The organism is Bacillus sp. Marseille-Q1617 (genome assembly GCF_903645295.1).
In the GTDB taxonomy this organism is placed as follows: domain Bacteria; phylum Bacillota; class Bacilli; order Bacillales; family Bacillaceae_B; genus Rossellomorea.
The window spans coordinates 710704-732127 of record NZ_CAHJXM010000003.1; the positions used below are offsets into that span (position 1 = coordinate 710704).

A 21424-nucleotide genomic window follows, 5' to 3' on the forward strand; every position below is an offset into this window, starting at 1 on the left:
TTGTCTTCTTCCTAAGAAATGTATTTTGAATAGTTATCCCCATTATTGGAGATAGTAAAATCGACGATTTAATCAAAAGGAGGAAGCAACATGAAAAAATATCTTATCGTTACTTTACTTGGTGTAATGGTATCAGGGGCGGCAGCCGGATGCGGAATGAACAATGATAATATGAATGAGCAAGGCATGAATGATAATGATGCCCTTGAAAGAGTGGGATATGACCGGGATCGGACGGGGGATTACATGAACGTAAACGATGCCGGAACACGTGATTCGGTGAGAGAAAATTATTCCCTATCTAAAGAAGCTGCAAATAATGTGGCAGATTTAAAAGAAGTTAAAAGAGCTTACGTTCTGACTACTGAAAGAAATGCTTATGTTGCAGCAGTATTGGAAAATGGCGAAAATGGAGTAAGTCAACAACTTGAAGATAAAGTGGCGAAACAGATCAGAAATGTAGATGCAGGTATTGAAAATGTTTACGTTTCCACCAACCCTGATTTTTTTGATCGGATTAGAGGGTATGCAGACAGGGCTGAAAACGGCGAACCGATTGAAGGGTTCGGCGAGGAATTAGTGGATGTCCTTCAGCGGGTATTCCCAGATCGAAACTAATGAACATGATAAAAAGCCGTCGGGACAATACCCGGCGGCTTTTTATCATGTTAATTAATGGTTATTATTAGAGAAAGTGTACAAAACATGAATGAAATTCATTATACTATTTAGCATACCGAAATAAATAAGGGGGAGATCATTTGGCTCAGGCAGCCATGAAACAAGTACATAAACAAAAAAGTACTACAATTTACGGCATCCTATTTGCCATCAGTTCAGGACATTTTATAAATGACACATTACAGTCAGTGGTTCCTGCCATGTTTCCGATTATCGAGAGATCTCTCCAATTAAGTTACACACAGATAGGGTGGATTGCGTTTGCTTTGAACATGACGTCATCCTTATTGCAGCCTGTTTTTGGTTATTATGCAGACATGAAATCCCGGCCCTACTTACTGCCTTTTGGGATGCTTTCGAGTTTGATTGGCCTCATAGGGTTTGCATTATCGGGGCACTTTTTATGGATCATTCTTTCTGTGTTATTTATCGGGTTTGGGTCAGCCATTTTTCACCCTGAAGGTTCAAGGGTCGCTTATATGGCAGCAGGACAGAGAAGGGGCCTCGCTCAGTCGATCTATCAGGTCGGAGGAAACACAGGACAGTCACTCGCTCCTTTGATTACAGCATTCATCTTCGTTCCATTCGGTCAAAAGGGGGCCCTCTGGTTTACCCTGGCTGCCATCTTTGGTGTAGTAATATTACTTAGAGTATCCAACTGGTATTCAAGGCAGATTGAATCAAAAGAAGTGAATGATGTCCGGAAAAAAGGAGATATGACGTCATCCCCTATCCATCAAAAGATTAAATGGGCTATGGTTTTAGTTGTTTTTTTGGTATTCGCCCGCTCTTGGTATGGGGCCGGTTTATCGAATTATTATCAATTTTATTTAATAGAAGATTACGGGTTATCCATCAAGAAAGCACAGGCGTATATTTTTGCATTCATGTTTGCGGGTGTGCTGGGTACTTTCTTAGGCGGACCGTTGGCAGACAAATTCGGTAAAAGGAATATCATTTTCTTCTCAATGCTGGGCGCTGCCCCATTGACATTGGCACTTCCGTATTTATCTTTATCACTAGTGTTCCCGGTTATTTTCTGCATCGGTTTCATCATTTCATCGAGCTTCAGCGTCATTGTCGTATATGCTCAGGAATTATTGCCTAGAAAGATCGGCATGGTATCAGGTCTGACCGTAGGGCTTGCATTTGGCATGGGCGCCGTGGGCGCTGTTCTTTTCGGAGGACTGGCAGATCTTTATTCCATTCGATTTGTCATGATTCTATGCAGTTTCCTTCCATTACTGGGAATGCTCACATTCTTACTTCCGGCTGACGAAGCAGTGAGGAAGTATAATCATTCTTAAATTCATGCAGGGAACCCTGGCTTTAATCAGCAGGGCACCTGCATGATTTACTATGCACTGTTATAATAGGTTGAGTAGGGATGTAACCCTTCATTAATTAAGTTCTTTTATACTGAGTATGTGAAGGACATAAACGTGAAGATTTTTAATACGTTGTAATCAGTATATTTTGGAACACAAATGTATATTTTCAAAATACATTTACTATTTTCTGCAGAAAATAGGCACTATACATATAGAAGAAAAAAAGATATATTAATTCAATATACATGATGTGTAATGAGCGGATGAGAGCTATTACCATTTCAATGGGAGGAATTAGATTATGTCTTCATTGACACCGGGCACGGTAGAAGAATTATATGTCGATCATGAAGTCCCATACGGCTTCTTCTTGACAAATGATTATGAGGATCGCGTACTGCTGCATCATTCAGAAATAACAGATGAAATACAAGAGGGGGATACTGTCAAAGTATTTCTTTATCACGATAAGGATGTCAGGCTGACGGCGACCATGCGTATTCCGAAGGTGCAAGTAGGGTCTTATGGATGGGCTGAGGTAGTGGATAAACGAGAAGATTTAGGAGTGTTTGTCAATATCGGACTTCCTAAAGACATTTTGGTCTCTGCAGACGACCTGCCGAAGTTCCTTTCCTTATGGCCGGAACCCGGCGACCAATTGTTCATGTCATTAAATCGGGACAAGCAGGATCGTCTGTATGGAAAGCTTGCAACGGAAAATATCATCGAGCAAGTGTCTAGAAGAGCATCAAAAGAAATGCTTAATGCAAAGGTCCAAGGCAGGGTTTACCGTCTATTGAAAGTGGGCACGTTCTTTTTATCCGAACAGGGTTACCGCTGCTTCGTACATGAGAATGAGCGTAAACAAGAACCAAGACTTGGCGAGCTTGTTGAAGGAAGAGTCATCGATGTAAAGGATGACGGAAATCTTAATGTCTCTTTCCTTCCATTAAAACAAGATAAGATGCATGATGATGCCGATGTGATTCTTTCTTACCTGCATCAGCGGAATGGTGCGATCCCGTTCTGGGACAAGAGCCAGCCGGATGAAATTAAGGAACGCTTCAACATGAGCAAGGCTTCCTTTAAACGCGCAATCGGGAAACTGATGAAAGAAAACAAAGTATACCAGGAAGAGGGCTGGACGTACTTGAAAAAATAATGAGTATGTATTGAAGGAGAGCGGATACCCCGCCTCCTTTTTTTCTGTGTTTTTACTTATAAAGCCTGTCCTCCCTTAAAGGAGATATGTTAAAATGATGGCGAGAAAGGAGGGATATTATGGAAGCTACGGCTGAGTATACGATAAAGAAAGCTGGAATCGAAGAGCTCGACATCATACTGGATTTATTAAAAGATGCTTCTTTGTGGCTGAAAACGAAAGGGCTTACACAATGGGATTATTACCTCACAGACATGGATGGAAATCTTGTGGAAATTATTGATTCAATCAGGAGAGGTCATACATATTTACTCTTTTGGAAGAATGAAGCGGCAGGTTCATTGACACTGGAACCCTCACCGAATGAATGGGATTGTGATATATGGGGGGATGAAGCAAGTGAAGAAAGGTGCTTATATTTGCATCGTTTAGTCGTGAAGAGGAAGTGGAAAGGAGAAGGGTTGGGGGCAGAATGTTTAAACTGGGCGGAGTCCTTCTGTCAACAGAATGGTTATGAAAAGCTAAGATTCGATTGTCTGCATAGCAATGACGGGTTGAATCATTACTATCAGACCAGATATACACTGAGGGAGACCGTCCATGTTCATGGAGTGCACAATAAGTATGAAAAAATGATAGCAAAACCGAGAAAATCTAGCGATTGATGGCTTTTCATGGTGGAGGATTTCCCCGGTTCCTTCTTCTTAACTTATACAAAAGTTATCATACTATTCGTCTTGTGTTCGACATCTTTATTCTCTTTCTTTTCCATCTTCACCTTGTTCTGCATTTTTGTAATTCACTTTGTCTTCATCAGGATAGGGGTCGAAAAAATTCACAGCCCTGCCCGGACCCTCGAAACCTTTCACTTGTTCCTTGTCTGGATTTTTTTTATTCATCATAAAAAACCCCCTTTCTGGCACTTAGTTTGTGAGAAAGGGGCGGTTGTCATGCACTTTTATTGCTCCCAGTGATTGCGGATGAATTCATCCCTGCCGGAAACTTTGCGATCAGCTTTATATTCATCTGGACTTTTTTTATAAAACTTTTGATGATAATCCTCAGCAGGATAAAAGGCTGCCGCCGGCAGGATCTTTGTAACGATCGGTTTATTGAATCGTCCACTTTCTGCAATTCTTTGTTTGGAATCTTCTGCAGCTTTTTTTTGTTTCTCATTGTGATAGAAGATGGCCGTTCGATACTGATCGCCGCGGTCATGGAATTGCCCGCCATCATCTGTCGGGTCGATTTGCGGCCAATAAAGGTCCAAGAGGCTTTCATATGGGAAGATGGAAGGGTCAAATGTAATCTGTACCACTTCATAATGCCCGCTCTGTCCTTCTTTTACTTCTTTATAAGTAGGATGATCAACGTGTCCTCCTGAATATCCGGAAACGACATCAACGATGCCGGGTAATTCGTCAAAAGGTTTTACCATGCACCAGAAACATCCTCCGGCAAAGGTAGCGAGTTCAAATTCTTTTTTCATTTCTATGAAACCTCCTGCAGCTTTTTTGCTGCTGTAATGTGGTAAAGGTATATCAGAATGAACAAATTTTATCATTTTCATTGACGGTTTGACAATCAAAAAAATGTCTAGATTATATAAAAATGTATTTACCTGAACGCAGACGCTCCTGTATAATTCATGTGAACGGAAAATTACATAGTTGAATGATCGGGTGAAGCGGAGTATGTTTTCATATTCCTGCGCTTCTTAAAAGGGAAGTTGGTGCAACTCCAACGCGGTCCCGCCACTGTAAATGGGAGCAAGCTGCAATAAGCCACTGTACATAGGTACGGGAAGGGGCAGCAAGCAATGACCATGAGCCAGGAGACCTGCCTGACATCTTTGACACTGGTACTACGCGGATGGGAAAGTGTAACATGCATGCATGTTTTTTTACATGATGGTCCTAAATGCATATTACACAGCATCGCCTTTTCGGGGATGTTTTTTTATTTGTCTCTTTTTTGCACTTTTTCGAAAGTCAAAAGGGGATTTTGATCGATGCCCGTTCGAATCCACTACCTGCCGGATAAGGAAAAGAATGCAGCGATCTTGATAAAAGCGGTTAATATCACGAGGAAAGAAGGAAAAAAAATGAAAAAGATTAGTAGTCTGATTATTATTTTAATGCTGTCAGTATTATTCACAGCTGCTTGTGGCAATGATTCTGACAACCAAAAGGCCGGGGAAGGTACTGAAGAGAAATCAGTTGACCAATCCATTCATGTGAAGGATGCTTTAGGTGATGAAATAACTTTGGAATCAAAGCCCGAACGAATCATTTCGTTAATTCCGAGTAATACGGAAATACTATTTGAACTGGGTCTTGGTGGAGAAGTCGTGGGAGTGACAGATTTCGATAACTATCCCGAGGAAGCTGCTGCAAAAGAGAAAATCGGAGGTATGGAATTCAATGTCGAGAAAATCATCAGCCTCGATCCAGATCTCGTACTTGCGCATGAGTCGACTGCTGTGAGCGCGAAAGAAGGATTAAATCAATTGCGCGACTCGGGAATCAGCGTATTCGTCGTTAAGGATACACAGAAAATAGATGAAGTATACACAATCATAGAGAATATTGGAAAGCTTACAGATACGGAAAAGAAAGCGGAAAAGCTGGTATCTGGCATGAAAAAAGATCTTCAAGAACTTAAATCAAAAGCAGAGGAAGTTGAGCAGAAGAGGAAGGTGTACGTGGAAGTGGCTCCTGCACCGGATATTTACTCAACAGGAAACAATACCTTTATCAATGAGATGCTTGAATTGATCAATGCAGAGAATGCGCTGAAAGATCAGGAAGGGTGGATCGCCGTCAATCAAGAAGAGGTCATCGCAGCGAATCCTGATGTCATTATTACCACGTACGGTGATAACGAACAGATCATGACCCGGGACGGCTGGCAGGATATCAACGCAGTCAAAAATGAACACGTTTATGATGTGCACACTGATCTCGTGACCCGTACCGGTCCTAGATTGGTAGAAGGAGTAGAGGAAATTGCCAAGTCTGTTTATCCGGAGATATTTACAGAATAGAATATGGATCATCTATCTGCTGGCATTAAGTATTCTTATCCTGTCGCTATTGATCGGGATATCGATTGGAACTGTAAAGGTTCCCATCATTGATATCCTTAAGATCATCAGTGCCGAAATGTTTGGGGACGGCTCAGCGGAGACCGTCGACCCCATGCATTCAAACATTGTATTTTCCATTCGCTTACCACGAGTTTTATTAGCTTTACTAGTGGGGAGCTCCTTAGCGGTAGCGGGGGCTTCCTTTCAAGGGTTATTAAGAAATCCCCTTGCCGATCCATATACCCTGGGAATGTCTTCAGGGGCATCGGTGGGTGCAGTTGTGACTTTATTCTTCAATATCAGCCTGCCGTTTCTGGGGTTGTTCACGCTGCCGGTCATCAGTATCCTGGGTTCATTGCTGACTGTATTTCTAGTATTGACGTTTGCAAGGAAGGTAGACCGCACGATGAAGGTAGAAACCATCATACTGACAGGAATTATTTTCAGCTCATTTCTCGGCTCTGTCATTTCCCTTATGATTGCACTTTCCGGAGAGGAGTTGAGGCAGATCATCGGCTGGCTGCTGGGCAGCGTATCCATGAGGGGCTGGGATTATATTTTCATTGTCTTTCCTTTCTTTGTTGCCGGGACGCTGCTCCTGATGTTAAATGCCAAGGAATTGAACGGCATGAGCTTCGGGGAAGAGCAAGCCCGCCATATAGGCATCTCGGTTCAGAAGAGAAAATATATGATTCTGATTGCAGGAAGCACATTGACCGGAGCGGCAGTTGCCGTTTCCGGTACGATCGGTTTTGTAGGGCTCGTGATCCCTCACTTTATCAGAAGGATGATTGGATATGACCATCAGCATGTGCTCCCGCTCTCGGTCATTTCAGGCGGCGCGTTCCTGGTCATTGCAGACTTGATATCCCGCACCGTGATCAGTCCGTCTGAGTTACCAATCGGAGTGATCACCGCATTGATCGGTGCGCCGATCTTTGCCTATATACTGCTTAAGAAACGAGGGGGATGACATGCTGAAAGTCCATCATTTATCTGTTGGCTATGAAGAAAAAGCTATAGTGGAAAATATTGATTTTCAAGTTGAGACAGGTGAATTCTTTGGTATATTGGGTCCTAACGGCAGCGGGAAGACTACCCTCTTGAAGGCTCTTTCGGGCGTCCTTCCTCTAACGGCCGGAACGATAATGCTGAATGAAAAGACCTTGGGCGAATACTCCTCAAAGGAGTTAGCGAAACTGATAGCCGTGCTGCCGCAAAACTCATCGCATTCCTTTTCTTACAGTGTGAAAGAAACAGTCATGCTTGGCCGCTATCCTCATCAGAAAGGGATATTTAAAACGATTTCCCCTTATGATAATGAAATCGTTCATGCAGCCATGGCTCAAACAGGAGTAGAGAGTCTGCATGAACGCAAGCTGGATGAGCTGTCAGGGGGAGAAAAGCAAAGGGTATTCCTTGCCCAGGCTCTTGCCCAGGAACCGAAGGTCATCCTGCTGGACGAACCGACCAATCACCTGGACCTCTCTTTTCAGAAAAGCTTGCTGGAACTGTTGAAGCAACAAACAAAAGAGCGTAACTTGACAGTCGTGTCCATCTTTCATGATTTAAATCTTGCCAGCCTCTATTGTGACCGTCTGCTTTTGATGCAGAACGGCCTGGCCAGAGTAGTCGATCATCCGGAAGAAGTGTTGAAGGAAACACATATTCAAGAGGTATATGATACTGAAGTACATAAACAAGCCCATCCCGATGTAGCCAAACCGCAAATAGTTCTGCTCCCTGATGAGAAAGTGGATGATGGAATGGTGGAAGCGTGTGAGGAGTTTCTGACTGTTTCCCCTGAAATGATCACTTATCAGTCCCCCATCCATATGAAATGCATGTCCTCAGGGGTGATCGGTTCAGGGTTTGGCTGGTACAAAAACGTGGTGAACCGATATGTCCCCCCTCATTATGATTGCACCGATTACCAGGGGGATTTGATGAATTTTCTTGGAGAAAAGGAATTTGATCCCTCTTTCACTGTTGGAATGATGACGGCAGTGAACTTGGAGGATGTGGAATATGGCTTGTTCACCGTGGATGAGCATTCGATTTTTGTTGTCGTCACAGCAGGTATAGGAAATGCTGTGGATGTGACTGGTACTTACCTGTTTCCTCAGGAGACGAGGCCTGGCACGATCAATACTTGGGTTTTTGTCAATGGAAAGCTTTCTGATGAAGCTTTCATTGAAGCCCTTGTAACATCCACTGAAGCAAAAGTCAGGGCGATGCAGGAACAAGAGGTGTATGATCACAGAACCGGCACCCTCGCTACCGGCACCCCTACTGACAGTATCCTGATCGCTTCGACCCATCAGGGAACGGCTTATCCCTTCGCAGGGAGCATCACCCCCCTGGGCAGGCTGATTGGTAAAGGTGTGTATGAAACAACGAAGAAAGCCATTGAATCTTATCGTAAAAGAATGAGTAGCACATCTTAAGAACATTGCAAAGCTATTAAAAGCTGAGTCGTTAATCATACAGACTCAGCTTCTTTGTTTTGGAGAGGAATGTTTAATCCCGCGGTATATAGGGGTAATAACTTCAGGTACCTAAAAAATGCTCACGAAGTCGTACTAGTTATGGTACTATAAATTATAACATGCTGGAAATTCATGCATGTCCCTCCATAACCTGAGTATTGAGTCAGGAGGAATTGTAGAGTAGAATTTTTCAATAGCTTGCTGCCATTTCATTTTGCAAAGAAGGTGGAAAAATGGATTCAAGACTCGATCGCAAGAAACGAAAGAAAAAAAGAGGCAGAAAAATTATCTTAGTGCTATTATTAATCATTTTATCGTTACTAGGCTATTCAGCCTTTCAATTTTATAACGGATATCAGATGGCTGATGGCGAACAGAATATGAAAGAATATAAATTCAACGGGGTTAAAGACGAGAACGGGAAGATAAATGTATTATTATTGGGCGTAGACAGCAGGGGGGAAGAAAAATCCCGGACAGATACCATGATGCTCGCGCAAGTAGACCCAAAGACGAATGAAACTAAGCTGGTTTCTTTTATGCGGGACATTTATGTAGAAATCCCTGGATACCAGAATTATAAGTTGAATACCGCTTTTTACTTAGGCGGTCCAGAGTTGTTAAGAAAAACGATCAAACATAACTTTGATATCGATATTCAATACTATATGATGGTAGATTTTAAAGGATTTGAACAATCCGTTGATATCCTTGCTCCTGAAGGTATAGAGATGGACGTCGAAAAAGCGATGTCTGAAAATATCGGAGTCTCTCTCCAACCGGGAGTACAGAAATTAAATGGGAAGGAATTATTAGGCTATGCCAGATTCCGTCAAGATGCAGAAGGTGATTTCGGACGGGTTGAGAGACAGCAAAAAGTCATCACGGCTCTGAAAGGTGAAGTCCTTACCATCGACGGTGTCACCAAGCTGCCTAAACTAGCGGGTTCCATACAGCCTTATATACAGACGAACATGTCCATGCTTGATCAGATTTCGCTTGTTAAAGATGTTCTCTTAAGTAATAGCGATGAAATTGACAAGCTGACAATCCCTGTCGAAGGCTCATACGGATTCGGAAATTATGAGGGAGTCGGTTCCGTCATCGAATTGGACTTTGAAGAAAACATCCAGGCGTTAAAAGATTTCCTAAACGGAAAAAGCTCGGATGAAGTGACAGAACAATAATATAATGGTTTGTGAGTGCACATCGGACGTTTTCGTCCGATGTGCATTTTTTTGTGGGATTAATTAAAGGTTAGAAATCTCCTTTTTTTACCAAGTGGTGGAATGATCGGCGGAAATCGAAAGATTAATGGTCGAAAATGAAAGATTTCTACCCAAATTCAAAGTTAATCGGCCTAAAATCAAAGTTTATTACTCAAAACTAAAAGATTACTGCGCCATACGGCGATAATCCTTCCACTCAATGTCTGAAAAGGGCGCCTATTCTTCAAAAGTAAATCCAATAATTCTGATTATACGGGATTATCAGTGATTTGAAGCTCTCAGAAGGCATTTGAATCACTGAAAAGGGAATGATAACGCTTCCACTTTCTTTTTCGGCGTATTCCTTACTACTTCCGGATATCGCCTTGATATCATTTACCAGCGTGTTACGATTATAAATGTTGTGAACAAAGCACAGGACAAAACAAACATTTAAAACTAAACATGACATTAAAAATACAAACAATACTGAAAAACAACCTTATTATATGAATGAAACGGAGTGGATATTTTTGTTGAAAAATAAAACGATCGCTTTTCTTGGTGCAGGTAATATGGCTGAAGCAATGATTTCCGGAACGGTTCAAAGCGGAAAAATCCCAAAGAATCAAATCATTGTTTCTAATCGAAGTAACAAAGAAAAGCTTCAGGAAATCAATGCAAAATATGGAGTACGCACACTATTAAAAGATGATCTTCCTTTCGAGGAAATCGACATACTGATACTTGCAATGAAGCCAAAAGATATTGATAAAGCGTTAGATTCGATTAATCATCTTGTGAAGAGAGATACTGTCATCATGTCAGTACTAGCAGGAATTACCACTTCGCATATGGAAGAGCAGCTTCCTGGAGGTCAATCAGTCATCCGCGTGATGCCAAATACGTCCAGTATGCTTAAAGAGTCTGCAACAGCAATTAGTGCGGGCAGGTTTACATCTGAAGAAGATATGAAGAATGCCAAAGAATTGCTTTCAAGCATCGGTGAAGTATATGTAATCGATGAAAGTGAAATGGATATTTTCACTGGGATTGCAGGAAGCGGACCGGCTTACTTCTATTATTTAATGGAACACATCGAAAAGACTGGTGCAGAAGCGGGATTAGATCCGAAGCTGGCACGCAAGATCGGTGCACAGACAATCTTCGGTGCAGCTAAAATGATGCTCGAACGTGAAGAAACACCAACACAACTAAGAGAAAATGTAACATCCCCTAATGGCACGACAGCTGCCGGACTTGACGCTTTAGCTGAGTTTGGCGGAGGGAAGGCTATCTCAGAAGCTGTAAAAGGAGCAGAAAAAAGATCCAAAGAAATAAGCTCTGAATTACAGTCCCGACAATTAGTAACGAACTAATGAACCCGAAAAATAAAACCTCTATATAAACAATTACCTTATAAAGAAGAAAGTTAAACACAAGAAATACAAGTCCGTCCTTCATCACAAACATGGGACGAGGGACGGACCTTTTTACTAGGAGTGATTGGATGTCCCAAGATAATAAGCAGAAACGTATAGTAATCAAGATTGGAAGCAGTTCTTTGACGAGCTTGCATGGAGAGATGAGCCGTAGAAAGTTGGAACGTTTAGTGGATGAAGTTGTACGCCTGAAAGATGACGGTCATGAAGTATTACTTGTATCTTCAGGAGCTGTCGCTGCAGGGTACCGTAAACTGGGCTGCTTAACACGTCCCAGCTCTCTGCCTGAGAAGCAAGCCGCAGCTGCAATTGGTCAAGGATTATTAATTGAAGCATACTCTGATCTGTTTATATCACATGGTTACGTCGCTTCCCAAATTCTGATTACTCGTAGTGACTTTTCGGATGAAGACCGTTACAACAATGCTCGCAACACGATTAATGTACTGCTTGAACGAGGTATCATCCCGATCGTAAATGAGAACGATACGGTAACAGTCGATCGATTGAAATTTGGGGATAACGATACCCTATCAGCCAAAGTAGCGGCTTTAGTGGACGCAGACCAATTGATCATTCTATCAGATATTGATGGGCTGTATGATTCTGATCCACGTAAGAACCCTGAAGCAGAATTGTTGGATAGCGTTACGGAAATCAATGATGATATTGAAGATATGGCAGGAGAACCGGGCAGTTCTGTAGGAACCGGCGGCATGCGCTCTAAAATTGATGCATTTAAAATTACGATGGCATCCGGCATTCCTGCATTCCTTGGTAAATCCGGTAACACAAATATCATTTATGATGCTGTGCAGCATACGGCGAAAGGGACGTACTTTGAATCAGCAGAAGATGCAGTGAACTTGGATTCCAAGAAACAGTGGATCGCATTCAACTCCGGACCTGAAGGTGAAATCACCATAGATAAAGAGGCAAAAGAACGTATTCTTGAACAGAAAGAAAGCCTGACGATCAATGATATTTATACTGTAAAAGGCCGCTTCGACAAAGGTGCTGTCGTTAGAATCCTGGACAGCGGCAATGAAGAAATCGGACTCGGAATGGTCAACTTCCGTTCAGGCCAACTCAAAAATCCATCCGAAATCAAAGACGACCAAATCGCAGTAGAAATCGACCACCTCGTCTGCCACATCGAAGTGCCGATACCAGTTGGTGTTTAAGATAGGAATTATTGACGAACTTTTTGAATGGTTATTTATGTAAATACAACGTGAAGCTTAAATAGGCTTAATCTAGTTATTTGATTTAGCTAGTTCCAGCTGTTGATTGGAGAGAAAGACGAAGACTCCTGCGGGAATAGTAGCTTATGTGAGACCCCGCAGGAGCGTAGCGACGAGGAGGCTCACGGGCTACCCGCGGAAAGCGAAGTCTTGCACGGAAATCAACAGCGGTATTTAAAAGTGGCTCACGGATATTAGGACACTAATGAAAATATACCTTATACCAAACAGGAGGCATTTGATGACTTTAACAATTGAAAAAACCGATGTAAAAAAACAAGCCATGAAGGCAAAAAAAGCGTCTAAAGCATTAAGCTTATTAACAACTCAACAAAAAAACAAAGCATTGCATAAAATTGCTGACCACCTGGACGCAAACTATCAAACCATCTTGGATGAAAACGAAAAAGATCTTCAAAAAGGAAGAGAAAAAGGATTTGAAGAAGCATTCATGGATCGTCTCTCACTATCAAAAGAACGTGTGGAAGACTTTGCAAATGGACTGAGACAAGTGGCTGACTTAGAAGATCCAACAGGAAAGATTGTTTCAGACTGGACACTGGAAAATAAACTTCAAGTACAAAAAGTGACAGTTCCTCTTGGTGTTATCGGCATGATATATGAGGCGCGTCCAAATGTAACTGTGGATGCTACAGGTTTAGCATTAAAATCAGGAAATGCCATTGTTCTAAAAGGCGGTTCTAATGCGATTACTTCAAATAAAGCGATTGTGGATGTCATGCATGACGCTTTGGAACAGACAGATATTCCAAAAGAAGCGGTTCAATTCATTAATACAACCGATCGTGAAGCTACAAACGAACTGTTTACAATGAAAGAATATATCGATGTTCTGATACCACGCGGCGGTGGAGCCCTTATTAATGCAGTGGTAAACAATGCAACGGTACCTGTTCTGGAGACAGGCGTAGGTAATTGCCATATCTATATCGATAAAGATGCGGATGTTGAAAAAGCATTGAATATCCTCATTAATGCCAAAACGGATCGACCTGCTGTATGTAATGCAGCTGAGACTGTCATCATTCATGAAGACTGGTTTAAGGAGCATAAAGAGGCATTTACATCTAAGTTAGCTCAATCTAATGTTTCGATTCATGGTGATGAAAAAGTGATAGAAGCCATTAAAGATGCAAAGCTTGCTGGTGAAGAAGACTGGGCGAATGAATATCTAAGCCTGGATATCGCAGTGAAAGTGGTAGAATCACTTGATGGGGCAGTGGATCATATTGAACAATATGGTACAAAACATTCAGAAGCGATTGTAACTGAAAATAAAGAAACAGCGAAGAAGTTCATGATGCTGGTCGATGCAGCAGCTCTTTATCATAATGCATCAACACGCTTTACTGACGGCGGAGCATTAGGATTCGGCGCTGAAATCGGAATTTCAACTCAGAAATTACATGCAAGAGGCCCAATGGGACTTCCTGCATTAACGACAGTGAAATACATGATGCATGGTACTGGCCAAATCCGCTAAGTTGATATGAAAAAAGGACTTCCAAGGGCAACAGCCTTTGGAAGTCCTTTTTGTGTTTCAGATAAATGTGATACATCAACCTTCACTTATCTTTGATTAATTCATGCAGTGCTCGAATCGTATGGACCTCGTGTTTATAACAAAGCTTCAGCAGATGTTCGAATATTTCAGCCGTCATGATGGCATCATTCAATGCATGATGCCTTGTTTTCTTATTGATACCGAATTTTTTTACCATTGCATCCAAGTAACAGTCATCTCGTTCCAATAATGCATTGGCGAGAGCAAAAGAATCGATGTACTCGGGCTGGAACGAGGGAAGCTCCCACTTATGCAATCTCTTCTGAAGAAAATTGATATCAAAGCTTGCAGGGTGGGCGACTAAAATGGTTCCTTTACTGAATTCAAAAAAATGTTTTAGTCCTACAGGGAGCGTGACCCCATTCTTAAAATCTTTTCTCTTTAACCCAGTGAATTTTTTTGTCTTTCTTGAGACTGTTTGAAGAGGATCGATGACTTTGTAAAATGTCTCATCTTCCTTCATTTCCCCTTCAGAAACTTTCACTGCCCCGATTGAAATGATTTCATCACCCACTTCAGGGAAGAAACCTGTGGTCTCCAAATCAAAAATGGTAAACGTACAATTAAACAAGTGCTTCTGTTGAAGAGTTGGTTTTTCTGCTTCAAATTCTTTTAATGCAGCGGCTACTTTATAGTAAGATGGCCGTGCCTTTTCAATATTCACCTGGGCCCTGAAGAAAAACTGCTGCCATAAATAATATTTCAGGATGCGGTATCCTGCATTTATTCCTATGTCATTCATCAAACCACCCGATTTCTGTTAAAGCTTATTTCCATCACTTGCTGTAATCGGTTTGCGATCTGGATGGCTTCCTTCAATCTTTGTCTTTCTTCTTTTGACAATTCACGGACATCAATGTCATTACTAAGCAGTTTGCCTTCTTTTAACTCTTTCAGGTTTTGTTTTGTGCGAAGGCTTAAAAGAATGTGCATCGCCATCTTTACATTCTCTGCATCCCTGGGGTGAAAAGCCTGCATATTCTTCAGTGCATTTACTCTCTTTATGGTATTTACCTCTTTCACACCATATTTGACGCTGTGAATCCTTATCATGTTGACAATTTGCAGGAGACCCGACTTCTTGATGTTGAATAAGTGATTCTTGGGTTTTAGGTTGACCCTGCCAAGGGGTCCGACAGGGAGCTTGAAGCGTAATGCATCTTTTCTAAGAAGCTGCTGCATGTTGAGGGAGCGCTTTGATTTTTCAGCCAGATAGTTACGGATTTCCTCAGCAATTGAATAATCACCATAGATCGGCCGGAAATCATAAAACATCGTGGTATTCTGGACTTCTTGTGCGTCCATTTCATGCAGCCATTCATCAATCGCTTTTTTCCAGTCAGTGTAGGATCGTTTCCATTTCTGTTCTTTTGCCATGATTCCGCCTGTACACTCAGGGAACCCGCATGCCGCAAGTTTATGATTTAACTTTTCAGTAAAGGCTTGAAAGTACGTATCCACTCTTTTCGTATCTGATAGGTGGCTGTAGTCATCCAATATGATTCCATTATCCTGATCCGTATGAAATCCCTGCTCACTCCGTCCCTGGCTTCCCATAACAATGAAGCAATAGTTGATGGGTGCACGTCCAAATCCTTCTTCCCGCATTTCCTTCTCCGTTAATTGGATGATCTTTCGGTGCAGGCGGTCATTGTAATTGCTGATGACTTCACATACATCATATCCCGGGCTGTCCTGAAGGAGAAGGTCTCCGATGAATTGCTGGAAGGTCTCACTTTTGACCGTAGCCAATTGAACCAATTCTTCCTTACTGACTGCTTTTTGAATCCGGTAGGATAGATCGAGGTAATTTGAATCCTGAATATTCAGGAATGAGCTGCTAGTAAGCACGCCTACTACAGAATCATTCCGGATGATAGGCACAAAATCCACTTCCTCGTGTTTAAAATAAGACAAGGCCTCGTATGCGAATGACTCATCTCTGATCCAGAAAGGGTTGCGTTTCATCCAATCCTGCACTTTCTCAGATCCAGCCGGCTCAGTAAGATAGGAGAGAATCTCTCTCTGAGTAAGGATTCCTTTCATTTTACCGTTCGTATCGACTGTAACCAACCCGTATGTATTTCTTTCTTTCATTAACTGTGCAGCTTGCAGAATTGTATCATCTTCACCGATAAAAGTGGGGAAGTCCATCAGGGTATGTACTTTTGTACGGAAAAGCGAGATATTTTCCTCATCGTTATCTGACGACTTCGATTTGATTTCGTCATATAGAGTTTTCATGCGGTTTCCGATACTTTCAAACACAATTTTAGAGAAATCATTATTCTTTGTCATGATATCAAGCAGGCGCTGCTTCTGGATGCGAAACACATTACAATCTTCCATCGCTTGTACCGAAAAAGTCATTTCCCCGCTTGTCAGCATGATCATAATCCCAATCAGGTCACCCGGGTAATAAAATCTTAAAGAATATTGCTTACCGCTTGTCCGGTGAAGGACATTTTTAGCCAGGCCAGAAACAAGGAAATATATGTCAAGTTCTTCAAGTGTTTCATCTTCATGGAAAAGGAATTCACCTTTTTTGAATGTAGTATATTTTGAACCCGAAATAATATAGCTTAATTGGTCTTCTGTCAGCAAATCAAACGGATACACGTTTTTGATGATCTCTAAAAGTTCATGCTGCTCCAAGACGATTCCCTCCCTTTCTTACTAGTTCCATAGTACTCTAACATAGATTTCCCTATTTGGAAAAGGATAAAACGGCGGGGATTGGGGAGAAAAATAAACCCCTGCCAAATAGAGAGCAGGGGATAGGTGCACTATGAATTTGATAAGTCTGCCACAAATGCAGCTGCATCAGATAAAGACTTAAAGACATAATCAGCATCATAAAGGGGGGAAGCGGCATCGGAAATTAATATGGTTTTACACCCAGCTTTACGTCCAGCCTCTATATCCGGCTCTCTGTCACCAATCATAAACGAAGATGAAAGATCGAGATCGTATTTCTTTGAGAGCTCCACCATCATTCCAGGTTCCGGCTTTCTGCAAGCACAGCCTTCATGAGGTTTGTGGGTGCAGCAGGAAACTTCATGGATTTTCCCCCCCGCTGTCTCAAGTTCCGCGACCATATAATCATGGATGGATTGTAAATGTTCATGTGATAAGTATCCAAGACCAACTCCGCCTTGGTTGGTAACGACAAATAAATGAAAACCTTCATCAGTCAATAATTTGACTGCTTCCTTTACACCTTCTAGGAAATAAAACTGCTCCGGCTTGTTTACAAACTTTACCCGTTTCGATTTTACTTCATTAATAACCCCGTCACGATCAAGAAATACCGCTTTATTCAACAATAACACCCCTCATTCGATTAAATTCTACAGTGATAAGTATGGTTTGTCGTATCTTGCGGTTTCCAAGGAAATAATGACAGAATAGTCTGTCATTATTTCGGGCGACATAGAATGTCCTATACTATCCTGCTTATAACAATAAGAGACTCTCGATATCAAGTTTACCCAATCTGTCTGAATAATTACATGGAAGAGGGCAGAGGGAAATAAAAAAGGAAAGTCTCGAATGAAACTCTCCAGAAATATATTCAACGTTTTTGAATAAATACGACCTTAAGGTAATCACCTTGTTTGTATTGGTTGATTGTTTTAAAATCTTCAGGAAGTGTAAACTCCTCCAGCAGCTGATATGTTCCGCTGGTTTCTTTGAAAGCCGTATCTATGAACCCTTTGAATTTCTTCATATTGAAGGTGCTGCAATTTGTCGAAGCCACAATCACTCCATTCTTTTCTGTGATGGCGATAGCTTCTTTAAGTAAGTCCTTGTAGTCTTTAGAGGCTGAAAAAGTGTGCTTTTTGGAACGCGCAAAACTTGGAGGATCAAGGATGACCATATCAAAAGTAAGTTCTTTCTTCACAGCAAATTTAAAGTACTTGAATACATCCTCTACGACAATATTTTGTGCCTCGTAATCAATCCCGTTGATGCTGAATTGTTCAATCGTTTTACTCAGGCTTCGATTAGCTAAGTCCACACTAGTTGTTTCTGAGGCACCACCAAGGGCAGCGAATACAGAAAAAGCTCCTGTATAGGAAAAGGTATTTAGAACCTTTTTACCCTCAGCATATTTATCACGGATCAGCTTTCTCACATCCCGCTGATCCAGGAAAACACCGACCATTGCACCGTCATTCAGGTAGATGGCAAAGTTGACGCCGTTTTCCTTTACCAGTAAAGGGAAGGAAGGACGTTCGCCATGAACGAAGTCATCTTCATCCACATACTTCCCTTCAACGGAAAATCGCTTCTTCTGATAAAGACCTTTATAATTAGGAAGCTTTTTTATCACGGAGACGATATCTTCTTTAAATGAGTAGGCACCCTTACTGTACCATTGGATAAGATAGTATCCTTCAAAGTAATCAACCGTGATTCCTCCAAAACCGTCCCCTTCACTGTTAAACACACGGAACGCTGTTGTTTGTTCATCATAAAAAAAATGAAGCCGTTGATTGACTGCGTTTTGAAACTTTCGGTTGAAAAATTCCTGATCGATCGGTTCATGTTCTTTCCAGCTTACAAGCCAGCCGAGCCCTTTGTTCTGTTTGCCGTAATATCCTCTTGCGATGAAATTTCTACTGGTATCGACAAGGTTAATGATGTCTCCTTCATTGAGGCTGTCCACTGGTGAACTGACATTCTCCTTGTTTAATAAAGGGAATCCTTTTATAAATTGTTTTATGTATTTAGGGTTAGCTTTCAAGGTGATTTCAGTCGTCATGCCATTCATCCTTACTATCATTATAGTCTTGTGTAGTATAGAACTTCTTAAGAAATAACGCAACCGTCCTATGCAGCCAATCAGCGGGAAGAGGGGAGAGGTAAAAAAACCTTACCCTGGTTTCAAGGGTAAGGTTATAACGAGAGATTATTTCCCCCATAAAAAATCACCTGCAAGCCGGTCGACTTTTGTGGTCTCATGCAGTCCGCTGTGGGAAATAGAAGGGTCATAAACGATTTTAGACATAAATTCATTTCGATCAAAGATTTTTTCGCTTGCAAGCGCGCTTGGTACATTCACTATATCGTCACCAGAACCCGCTATGGATAATACTTTGATTGATGAATCAATTAAATGGCGATTATGATACAGGTGTTCGATTGCTTTAGAATTTGGCTTTAAGTCAATCACTGCAGCACCGGTGTTGATTTGGTCATATGAATCTTTTGTCACTCCCAGAAAAGGTGTGGCAATGGAAATGAATTTATATGTTTTTGGCAGAAAGTCTTGACCGTGTGCGTTTTCCAGATACTTGGTTGTGGCCAAGCCGCCCATTGAATGACCGATCATATTGACATTCTCCACATCAAAGCGGTGATGCAAAAGTTTCATTGCATTTTCCAGCCATATTGCTTGTTTATCCAATGCTGCCCGATTATCCTCGAACACCACCTGTACGAGAGGCGGCGCAGAAGGATTTTCAGGAATCGTTCCCTTATAGGATACACTGCCATTCCTGGAAACATAAATTTCTAACGTCTTTTTCCCCCAGCCGTGATGATGCTCGAAGCGGTCAAGCATTGTTTTGAACGAATTGTATGTTCCTTTGTATCCGTGTACAAACACGGTCGGATATCGTTCAACCTCTGTTAATGCTTTTTCGCTTGATTGTACATTAGATGTCTTGGATAAAACAATTATGATGAAAAGAGAGGCTAATATAAGTCCGCTCCAAAATAATGCAGGTTTATTCGTGAAGTTTGACAAATGATATCGCTCCTTTAAATCCTATATCTTTATTGTAAGCGATTCGAGTGGTATTGAAAATGTTAAAAAAGAAATTTATTTGTCATATTGTATGTAATTTATGGTAATTAAATGTTGAATGGAATGAAAAAAGGATCTTTAGAAAAGACCCTTTTTCTACCGTATGCCATTAAACCCAATCGCCGTTCCGGAAAATTGGCTGTAAAGTACCGTCTGCTTTTTCTCCATCGATATGTAAATCTCTGGACCCTATCATGAAATCTACGTGTATCATGCTCTCATTAAATCCGATATCATTCAATTCTTCCTGACTCATTTCTTTCCCATTTTCCACACAAACGGACAGAGCCCTTCCAAGCGCGATATGACAAGATGCATTCTCATCGAACAGCGTGTTATTAAAAATGATATTTGTATTAGAGATAGGGGAGTCATGTGGTACAAGGGCAACTTCTCCCAAATAAGAGGCACCTTCATCTGCCGCTAAAAGATTTTTAAGTGTTTCATATCCTTCCCTTGCAGAAAAGTCCACTACTTTCCCTTCTTTGAAAGTCAACGAGAAGTCTTTAATAAGTGTCCCCCCATAATTGAGTGGTTTTGTTGAGCTCACTACGCCGTTTACGCTTGTTTTATCAGGGATAGTAAAGACTTCTTCCGTTGGCAGGTTAGGGACAAATGGAATTCCCTTATCATTTGTAAATTGGGCACTGATCCATTTTGTTTTAGGATGGAATCCAATCGTCAAATCTGTTCCTGGTCCCTTATAATGAAGTTTTTTAAACTGTGACTGATTCAGCAGGCTGGCTCTTTCATTCAGGTTACTAATGTGCTGCTCCCATCGTTCAACTGTTTGGCCGCGGTCTGTTTTGGTAGTATAAAAAATGTTTTCCCAAAGCTTTTCGACTGCCTCTGTACGATCGGACTCAGGAAAAACACTCTGCGCCCATTCCTCGGTTGGATAAGCTGCAATCAGCCAGCTTATTTTTCCGCCTCCAATATAAGCTGAGAATTCCTTGGATGCTTCTGCAGCTACCTTATTCAATAATGCGACTCTGCCGGGATCTGCTTGTTTGAGTAGAGAAGGGTTGGGCGCAATAAGGTTCAATAAGGCAACGTTGTTCTCCGCCATCTCAATATATCCTTTTTGTTTCCAATGAGGAAATACCTTTAAACCTTCCTCACTGGATTTCTCCAGCCGTATCTTCTTTAACTCTTCATCATGGAAATCTGTCATGACATGTAGAGCTCCGGCTTCATATGCTTTTGCTGTAATTTGACGAACGAATTCATAGGCTGCAATAGGAGCGGAAATTAATAATTCCTGATCTTTTTGCAGGTTCAGTCCAACCTGTACAATGAGATCGGCATATCTTTCTAAATTCTCTTTGTAATGTGCGTTCATTGTTTGATTCCCCCTTTAAGTATCCTTTCTAACTATA

Annotated in this window: 19 protein-coding genes and 1 riboswitch; of the genes, 11 read left to right on the top strand and 8 right to left on the bottom strand. The window is 41.5% G+C overall.

All coding sequences use genetic code 11. The annotated features are described in order from the left end of the window. Positions 1–90 precede the first annotated feature (90 nt). The 4 genes from HWX64_RS20900 to HWX64_RS20915 all read left to right on the top strand — a co-directional run bounded on the left by HWX64_RS20900 (position 91) and on the right by HWX64_RS20915 (position 3839). Positions 91–618 (top strand): YhcN/YlaJ family sporulation lipoprotein, encoded by a 528-nt coding sequence (locus tag HWX64_RS20900; protein WP_175991416.1) that lies wholly within the window; start codon positions 91–93, stop codon positions 616–618. A 158-nt stretch (positions 619–776) separates the two neighbouring features. Continuing rightward, complete coding sequence (locus HWX64_RS20905) at positions 777–1988, top strand: MFS transporter (protein ID WP_175991637.1); 1212 nt, start codon at positions 777–779, stop codon at positions 1986–1988. 325 nt (positions 1989–2313) lie between these two features. Continuing rightward, the gene (locus tag HWX64_RS20910; protein ID WP_175991417.1) at positions 2314–3174 is read left to right on the top strand and encodes a S1 RNA-binding domain-containing protein; all 861 of its coding nucleotides are present in this window, start codon (positions 2314–2316) and stop codon (positions 3172–3174) included. A gap of 119 nt (positions 3175–3293) precedes the next feature. Then, a complete protein-coding gene (locus tag HWX64_RS20915) occupies positions 3294–3839 on the top strand; it encodes a GNAT family N-acetyltransferase (RefSeq protein ID WP_175991418.1) in 546 nt (181 codons plus the stop codon). 87 nt (positions 3840–3926) lie between these two features. On the opposite strand, the gene HWX64_RS20920 is transcribed toward HWX64_RS20915, so the two are convergent. Together HWX64_RS20920 and msrA are read right to left on the bottom strand one after the other, a co-directional pair. Beyond that, positions 3927–4076 carry a hypothetical protein gene (locus HWX64_RS20920; protein WP_175991419.1) on the bottom strand — a complete coding sequence of 50 codons (150 nt, stop codon included), beginning with the start codon at positions 4074–4076 and terminating at the stop codon, positions 3927–3929. 56 nt (positions 4077–4132) lie between these two features. Beyond that, entirely contained in the window at positions 4133–4663 is a 531-nt protein-coding gene (msrA, locus tag HWX64_RS20925) for a peptide-methionine (S)-S-oxide reductase MsrA (RefSeq protein ID WP_175991420.1), read from the bottom strand. 175 nt (positions 4664–4838) lie between these two features. Then, positions 4839–5036, top strand: a riboswitch (cobalamin riboswitch). A 242-nt stretch (positions 5037–5278) separates the two neighbouring features. Between msrA and HWX64_RS20930 the strand changes: the two genes are divergently transcribed. The 7 genes from HWX64_RS20930 (at position 5279) to HWX64_RS20960 (ending at position 14149) form a co-directional block, all read left to right on the top strand. Then, the gene (locus HWX64_RS20930) at positions 5279–6220 is read left to right on the top strand and encodes an ABC transporter substrate-binding protein (protein WP_175991638.1); all 942 of its coding nucleotides are present in this window, start codon (positions 5279–5281) and stop codon (positions 6218–6220) included. Further along, positions 6183–7235 (top strand): iron ABC transporter permease, encoded by a 1053-nt coding sequence (locus tag HWX64_RS20935; RefSeq protein ID WP_175991421.1) that lies wholly within the window; start codon positions 6183–6185, stop codon positions 7233–7235. The genes HWX64_RS20930 and HWX64_RS20935 overlap by 38 nt, the downstream gene beginning before the upstream one ends. A gap of 1 nt (position 7236) precedes the next feature. Further along, complete coding sequence (locus HWX64_RS20940) at positions 7237–8709, top strand: heme ABC transporter ATP-binding protein (protein WP_175991422.1); 1473 nt, start codon at positions 7237–7239, stop codon at positions 8707–8709. A gap of 275 nt (positions 8710–8984) precedes the next feature. Then, positions 8985–9938: an LCP family protein gene (locus HWX64_RS20945; RefSeq protein WP_175991423.1), complete on the top strand. Its 954-nt coding sequence runs from the start codon at positions 8985–8987 to the stop codon at positions 9936–9938. A gap of 554 nt (positions 9939–10492) precedes the next feature. Next, positions 10493–11338, top strand: a complete 846-nt coding sequence (gene proC / locus HWX64_RS20950; protein ID WP_254871231.1) for a pyrroline-5-carboxylate reductase — start codon at positions 10493–10495, stop codon at positions 11336–11338. Positions 11339–11469: 131 nt separating this feature from the next. After that, the gene (gene proB / locus HWX64_RS20955) at positions 11470–12585 is read left to right on the top strand and encodes a glutamate 5-kinase (protein WP_175991425.1); all 1116 of its coding nucleotides are present in this window, start codon (positions 11470–11472) and stop codon (positions 12583–12585) included. Positions 12586–12886: 301 nt separating this feature from the next. After that, complete coding sequence (locus tag HWX64_RS20960) at positions 12887–14149, top strand: glutamate-5-semialdehyde dehydrogenase (protein WP_175991426.1); 1263 nt, start codon at positions 12887–12889, stop codon at positions 14147–14149. 82 nt (positions 14150–14231) lie between these two features. Here the strand turns inward: HWX64_RS20960 and HWX64_RS20965 are convergent, their stop codons facing one another. From HWX64_RS20965 to HWX64_RS20990, 6 genes are all read right to left on the bottom strand, one after another. Beyond that, complete coding sequence (locus HWX64_RS20965) at positions 14232–14972, bottom strand: PolC-type DNA polymerase III (RefSeq protein ID WP_175991427.1); 741 nt, start codon at positions 14970–14972, stop codon at positions 14232–14234. Then, positions 14972–16885: a DUF294 nucleotidyltransferase-like domain-containing protein gene (locus tag HWX64_RS20970; RefSeq protein WP_175991428.1), complete on the bottom strand. Its 1914-nt coding sequence runs from the start codon at positions 16883–16885 to the stop codon at positions 14972–14974. The genes HWX64_RS20965 and HWX64_RS20970 overlap by 1 nt, the downstream gene beginning before the upstream one ends. 131 nt (positions 16886–17016) lie before the next feature. Further along, complete coding sequence (locus HWX64_RS20975; RefSeq protein WP_175991429.1) at positions 17017–17553, bottom strand: HAD-IIIA family hydrolase; 537 nt, start codon at positions 17551–17553, stop codon at positions 17017–17019. A gap of 251 nt (positions 17554–17804) precedes the next feature. Next, positions 17805–18998, bottom strand: coding sequence for a class I SAM-dependent rRNA methyltransferase (locus HWX64_RS20980; protein WP_175991430.1), 1194 nt, complete (start codon positions 18996–18998; stop codon positions 17805–17807). Positions 18999–19145: 147 nt separating this feature from the next. Next, positions 19146–19985: an alpha/beta hydrolase gene (locus HWX64_RS20985; RefSeq protein ID WP_175991431.1), complete on the bottom strand. Its 840-nt coding sequence runs from the start codon at positions 19983–19985 to the stop codon at positions 19146–19148. Positions 19986–20154: 169 nt separating this feature from the next. Then, the gene (locus HWX64_RS20990) at positions 20155–21387 is read right to left on the bottom strand and encodes an aminopeptidase (RefSeq protein ID WP_175991432.1); all 1233 of its coding nucleotides are present in this window, start codon (positions 21385–21387) and stop codon (positions 20155–20157) included. Positions 21388–21424 lie beyond the last annotated feature (37 nt).